Origin of the sequence: Actinoplanes sp. NPDC026623 (assembly GCF_040638275.1) — a bacterium.
Taxonomy (GTDB): Bacteria; Actinomycetota; Actinomycetes; order Mycobacteriales; family Micromonosporaceae; genus Actinoplanes.
Window position 1 is genome coordinate 1 of the sequence record NZ_JBEZXZ010000346.1, and the last position, 4,968, is coordinate 4,968.

A 4,968-nucleotide genomic window follows, 5' to 3' on the forward strand; every position below is an offset into this window, starting at 1 on the left:
GTGGGGTGGGGGGTGGGGGGGGGGGGGTGGGGGGGGGGGGTGTTGGGGGGGTTTTTGTGTTTGTTGGGTTGGGTGTTGGTGTTGTTTTTTTTTTTTTTGGTGTTGTTGTGGGTTTGGGTGTTGGGGTGGGGGGGGGCCCCGCCCGCGCGCCCCCCCACCACCGTGCGTTACACGATCACCGACCTCGGCTCGCTGGGTGCCGGCGACCTGAGTGTCGCCAAGGGCATCAACAACGCCGGAGTGGTCGTCGGTTACAGCAACCCGACCGCCAACACCGTGCACGGGTTCAGGTGGAGCAATGGCGTGCCGGCCGACCTGGGTACGCTGCCCGGTGGCCAGAACAGCTGGGCCAACGCCATCAACGACGCGGGTCAGATCGCCGGCACCGCGGACCGCCCGCCCCAGTTCTATGGATATCCGGTGCGGTGGAATGCTTCCGGTGCGATTGGCGACCTCGGCGGGACGATCGACAACGCGCTCGGCGTCGGCAACGCCATCGATCCGTCCGGTCAGGTTGCCGGCGGCCAGCGGCCGGCCGACTCCGAGGGCAGCCCGCTCGGCACGCTGTACCGGGCGGACGGCGTTCGCGTCGACCTCGGGCCGGGCCTGGGCGTGGCAACCGCGATCAACGCGGTCGGCCAGGTCGTCGGCGAGCCGTCCTACGTCTGGCGCAACGGCGCCGCGACGTTCCTGCCCGGCTTCCCCGGCACCGGTTCGACCCGGGCGACGGCCATCAACATCAGCGGGACGGTGGTCGGTTCGGCCGGCGCGGGCCAGAGCGACCTGGCGGTCCGCTGGGAGGGCACGAACCCGGTCAGCCTCGGCGGCGTGGCCGACATCCCGCACAACACGGCCAATGCCATCAACGCCGCCGGTCAGATCGTCGGCACCGCCGACCCGCTGTGCACGCCCTGCCCGGCTCCCCGCGCGTGGCTCTGGCAGGCCGGCGCGTTCACCCTGCTCGACGACCTCCTCCCGGCCGGGTCCGGCTGGAGCCTGCAACAGGCCAACGGCATCAACGACCGCGGTCAGATTGTCGGCGCCGGTCTCCACAACGGACATGTGAGGGCCTACTTGCTGACTCCGGCCTACAGCGTGTCGGTGAACTTCGCCCCGGCGGGCGCCGGCGTCCCGGTGGGATATCTGGCGGACACCGGCCTGGCGTACGGGCCGCGCGCGGGCGGGCTGGCCTACGGCTGGAACGTCGGCAACAACAACGCCCGCGACCGCAACTCCGCGATCTCACCCGACCAGCGGTACGACACGTTCAACCACATGCAAAAGCCGGGCGGCGCCATCCGATGGGAGCTCGCCCTACCCAACGGCCGGTACCTGGTGCACGTGGTCGCCGGCGACCCGGCCGCCATCGACAGCACCTACCGGCTCACGGTCGAGGGCCAGCTCGTGGTGTCCGGCACGCCGACCGCGAGCCGGCACTGGATCGAGGGCACGGCCGTGGTCACCGTGACGGACGGCCGGCTGACAATCGCCAACGGTTCCGGTTCCGTGAACGACAAGATTTCCTACCTCGACGTCACCAGCGGGTGATTCCCGGCGGATCGATGATGGCTCCGCAGGGGTCGCCAGGTCATCGACGTGCCACTATCCGCCCACCGGGACGGCGCGGCCACTCGGTCTCCCCAGGCAGGGTCGGCGACCTGATGCCAGCAGAGTGGCACCACGTCGAGCAGTACGCGAACAACCTGATCGAATCCGACCACACCCAACTCGCCCGAGGCATCTGACCACGCCGCACTGGAACTGCGACGTCGCCCAGGTCGCTCGGCTCGACCAGCCAGACGTTGCCCCAGGCCTCGTCGCGGCGTCAATAGCGTGGGATTTCGCGGTGCCCGCTCAGGCGCAGATGGAACCGCCACATCTCGATGCCGAGCTCGAAGTGTTGGCCGCCGCCGCCGTCGCCGTCAGCGGCCGGAAGGCATATCGGCGCAACCGCCGCGCCTATTGTCGCTGGGTACGCGAGTTCAGCGACGGCACCGTAACCGGCCCGGAAGCCGTCGACGAGTTGCAAGACCTCGTCGAGGAACAGCGCGAGCTTGTCAGCGACGTGTGGCCGTGCGAACCGGCTCCCTGCTGGGATCGGTCACGCTGGGCTTGCCGGCCGCTCCGCTGACCCCCGTTGTGCTGGCAGGAGCGGCGGTCTCCGTCGGTGAATTCACGTGGACCGAGTTACGAAATCGCAGGCAGACGGGCGGCGGCGCTGAGGCAAAGGTGGCTGCCTGCCAGATCGACCGCAAGGTTCGCGGGCGGTTCTTCAGGGACAGCGACAACGCCTTCGGCTCCTAGCACGACGGCGGCATACCCGTACAGAATGTAACGTAACGCTGTTTTCGTCGACGGGGTTCCGCGGTCGCGGACTCGTCTCCTGCCGCCCGTGCGACCGCAAGATGGTCGGCAATCCCCACCACGGCCGCCTCTATCACCGATCAAGAAGACTGCCTCAGCTCGGCTCGGCCTCACCGAGCGCCGCCACAGCGGATGACCGGCAACCATCTCGACAGCATCGCCGAAGCGTTCGACGGCCTGTTCAGCTTCGACGCTCACCAGCACGCCGCCGCTCAGACCGGACAACCCCACCAGACGATCACAACCGCGACGTCAAGATCGTGCGGCACCCTGCCCCGGTCGGTCCGCGCTCGTCGTCGGCCGGATCCCACGTTCTGTGCCGCCGTCGCTCCTGCGCCTCGGCGCGGCACCGCTACGGCGGCTCGACGAAGATCAGACCGCTCAGGTGGGGCCGCTGAGGTGGCTGGTCCCGCTGTTGCTGGCGCAACAGGGTCACCCCGGCGTGCCAGGGGTGCCCGAGTTTGGGTCCGTCGGGGGGCCGTGTAAAGTTCTCTCCTGTGCGGCCCGCCGGGCAGCCGAGTGTGGTTACAAAACCACAGGTCGGCTCGGTTAGGCTGGACCAGGCAAGTCCGGGTGGCGGAATGGCAGACGCGCTAGCTTGAGGTGCTAGTGTCCTTTATCGGACGTGGGGGTTCAAGTCCCCCCTCGGACACCAACTAAAGACACGATCGTTCGCCGGGGTGCAAACCTCGGCGATCATTGTTTCTGGGCCAGGCTGGTAGGTCAGCCGCAGGCCGATCCTGCTGTAGAGCTCCGCCTTGTCGCGCGGGTCGGCGTCTCTGAGCAGCCTGAACAGGTCGTTGAACGCCTCGGCGATGCTGTCGAGCTGGTCGCCGGTCATCCGCTGCGGCGGCGCCTCGGTGAGCCCGAGCCGAGCCTGAGCAGCCTTCTTGATCGTGGTGGTCTCGCCGATCCAGCCGGCGATGAGAGCCGGGTCGCCACCGGCGTCGAGCGTCCCCCGGTATCGGCCGATCTTGGCGTCGGCGTCGGCGATCGTCTGGCGCAGCTTGTCGATCTCGCCGGTGTTGTCATGGGCGGCGAGCGCTGCGCGGTGTTGGGCGTCGGCCACCCGGCGGAGGTTATCGGTCAGGGTGGCACCGGTGAGTTCCTCGCGCAGGAACCGGTCGATCGGGTCGGTGATCTGGTCCTCGCGAAGGTAGAGCGCGGGCGGGTGGCTGATCTGGTGCTGACGGACGTAGTCGCGGCTAGCCGCGCATCGGTAGTAGAGGCGCCCGTGGTTCGGGTTGCCGACCATCTTGCGGTCGCACAGGCCGCATTTGATGAGACCGCGGAACAGGTACGGGTGGCCGGTGTGGCGTGGCGCGCGTCCGGCGTCGCTGTTGGTGCCGCGTGCCTTGATGGTCTGCTGGGCGCGTTCGTAGAGGTCGGTGCTGATCAGCGGCGTGTGTGACTCGGTGCGCGACCAGACCCACTGGCTCGGGTCGTTCCAGCGGTGCCGGTTCTCGTGGCCGAGCGCGACGTCGTCGACGTCGATGAGGACCTCGTCGGTGCGTGCCCGGTTCCAGACCTGGCGGCCGGTGTAGCGCGGGTTGAGCAGGATGGCCCGGACCGCGGTCGTCTCCCAGACCTTCGTGTGCCGGTGCGGGTTACGCGCCCTGTCATAGGCGGACGGGCACACGATGCCGTCTTGCGTGAGGCCACGCGCGATCGACGTCATCCCCCGGCCGGCGACGTACTCCTCAAAGATCCGCCGAACGACCGGCTCGGTGACTGGATCCGGTTCGAGCCTGTGCAGCCGCTTGCCTTCCGCGGCCTTGCCCGGGTTGGGGTGTGGGCAGGCGTCGGCGATGCGGTAGCCGTAGGGCGGTCGTCCGCCGAGGTATCGGCCTTCCAACTCGGTCTGGGACTTCATCGCCGCCCGGACGCGAATCTTGATGCGGTTGCGTTCGCCTTTGCTCATGCCGCCGTAGAGCGCCATGACGAGATCGTGCGCGTCGGAGCCGGGGTCGATGGCGCCGCCGATCTCAGGCACCCACAAGCCGACGCCGTAGTGGACGAAGACGGGGAAGGTCATGCCGAACTGGCTGCCGTAGAAGGCGCGCTGCGGTTCGCCGATAACCACGGCCTCGAAGTCGCGGGCCGGGCTCTTGATCGTGTCGAGCAGCCGCAGCGCCTCGGGGCGCCGCTTCCACGGCAGCGAGCGGGACAGCCCGATGTCGAAGAACTCGGCGACGACCTCGCCGCCGGCCGGTTCGATCAGGCTGCGTGCTCGCGATAGCTGCCAGGCCTTGGAAGCCTGCGGGTCCTGCTGGTCCTCGGTCGACACACGTCCGTAGAAGGCAAACCTCATGTCTGCCGAGTCTTCCGGGCGCGGTCGATGATGCGCCACAGCACATCGGCGGCGGCGTCCGAGAGCGGGACTTCTAGGGACGTCTTGACCTGCCCATTCTCGATTTCCAGCGTCTTGCACGTTCGTATGCTGCGATTTCTCCCCTCTGAGGTCGGGTCGTCTGTGGTGATCGTTGGGCCTCCCTTCTACTCGATGGGTGATGTCCGCGCGGTCGTCCGTCCGTCGTCCGTCCGCGCGCTGATCTGCGCAGACGCGCGCGAGCGGACGGACGTCCGCGCGGACGATCGGCTCAG

3 protein-coding genes and 1 tRNA gene are annotated in these 4,968 nt (G+C 68.4%); 3 read left to right on the top strand and 1 reads right to left on the bottom strand.

All coding sequences use genetic code 11. The features are described from left to right. Nucleotides 1-162 precede the first annotated feature (162 nt). From AB0F10_RS44120 to AB0F10_RS44130, 3 genes are all read left to right on the top strand, one after another. Nucleotides 163-1,548: a hypothetical protein gene (locus AB0F10_RS44120; protein ID WP_360640277.1), complete on the top strand. Its 1,386-nt coding sequence runs from the start codon at nt 163-165 to the stop codon at nt 1,546-1,548. Between the two features lie 298 nt (nt 1,549-1,846). Further along, nucleotides 1,847-2,131: a hypothetical protein gene (locus AB0F10_RS44125; RefSeq protein WP_360640280.1), complete on the top strand. Its 285-nt coding sequence runs from the start codon at nt 1,847-1,849 to the stop codon at nt 2,129-2,131. Nucleotides 2,132-2,931: 800 nt separating this feature from the next. Then, nucleotides 2,932-3,019 (top strand) — tRNA-Leu (locus AB0F10_RS44130). Here the strand turns inward: AB0F10_RS44130 and AB0F10_RS44135 are convergent. Then, the coding region (locus tag AB0F10_RS44135; RefSeq protein ID WP_360640283.1) for a recombinase family protein at nt 2,981-4,968 on the bottom strand (1,988 nt) is incomplete at its 5' end. The genes AB0F10_RS44130 and AB0F10_RS44135 overlap by 39 nt on opposite strands.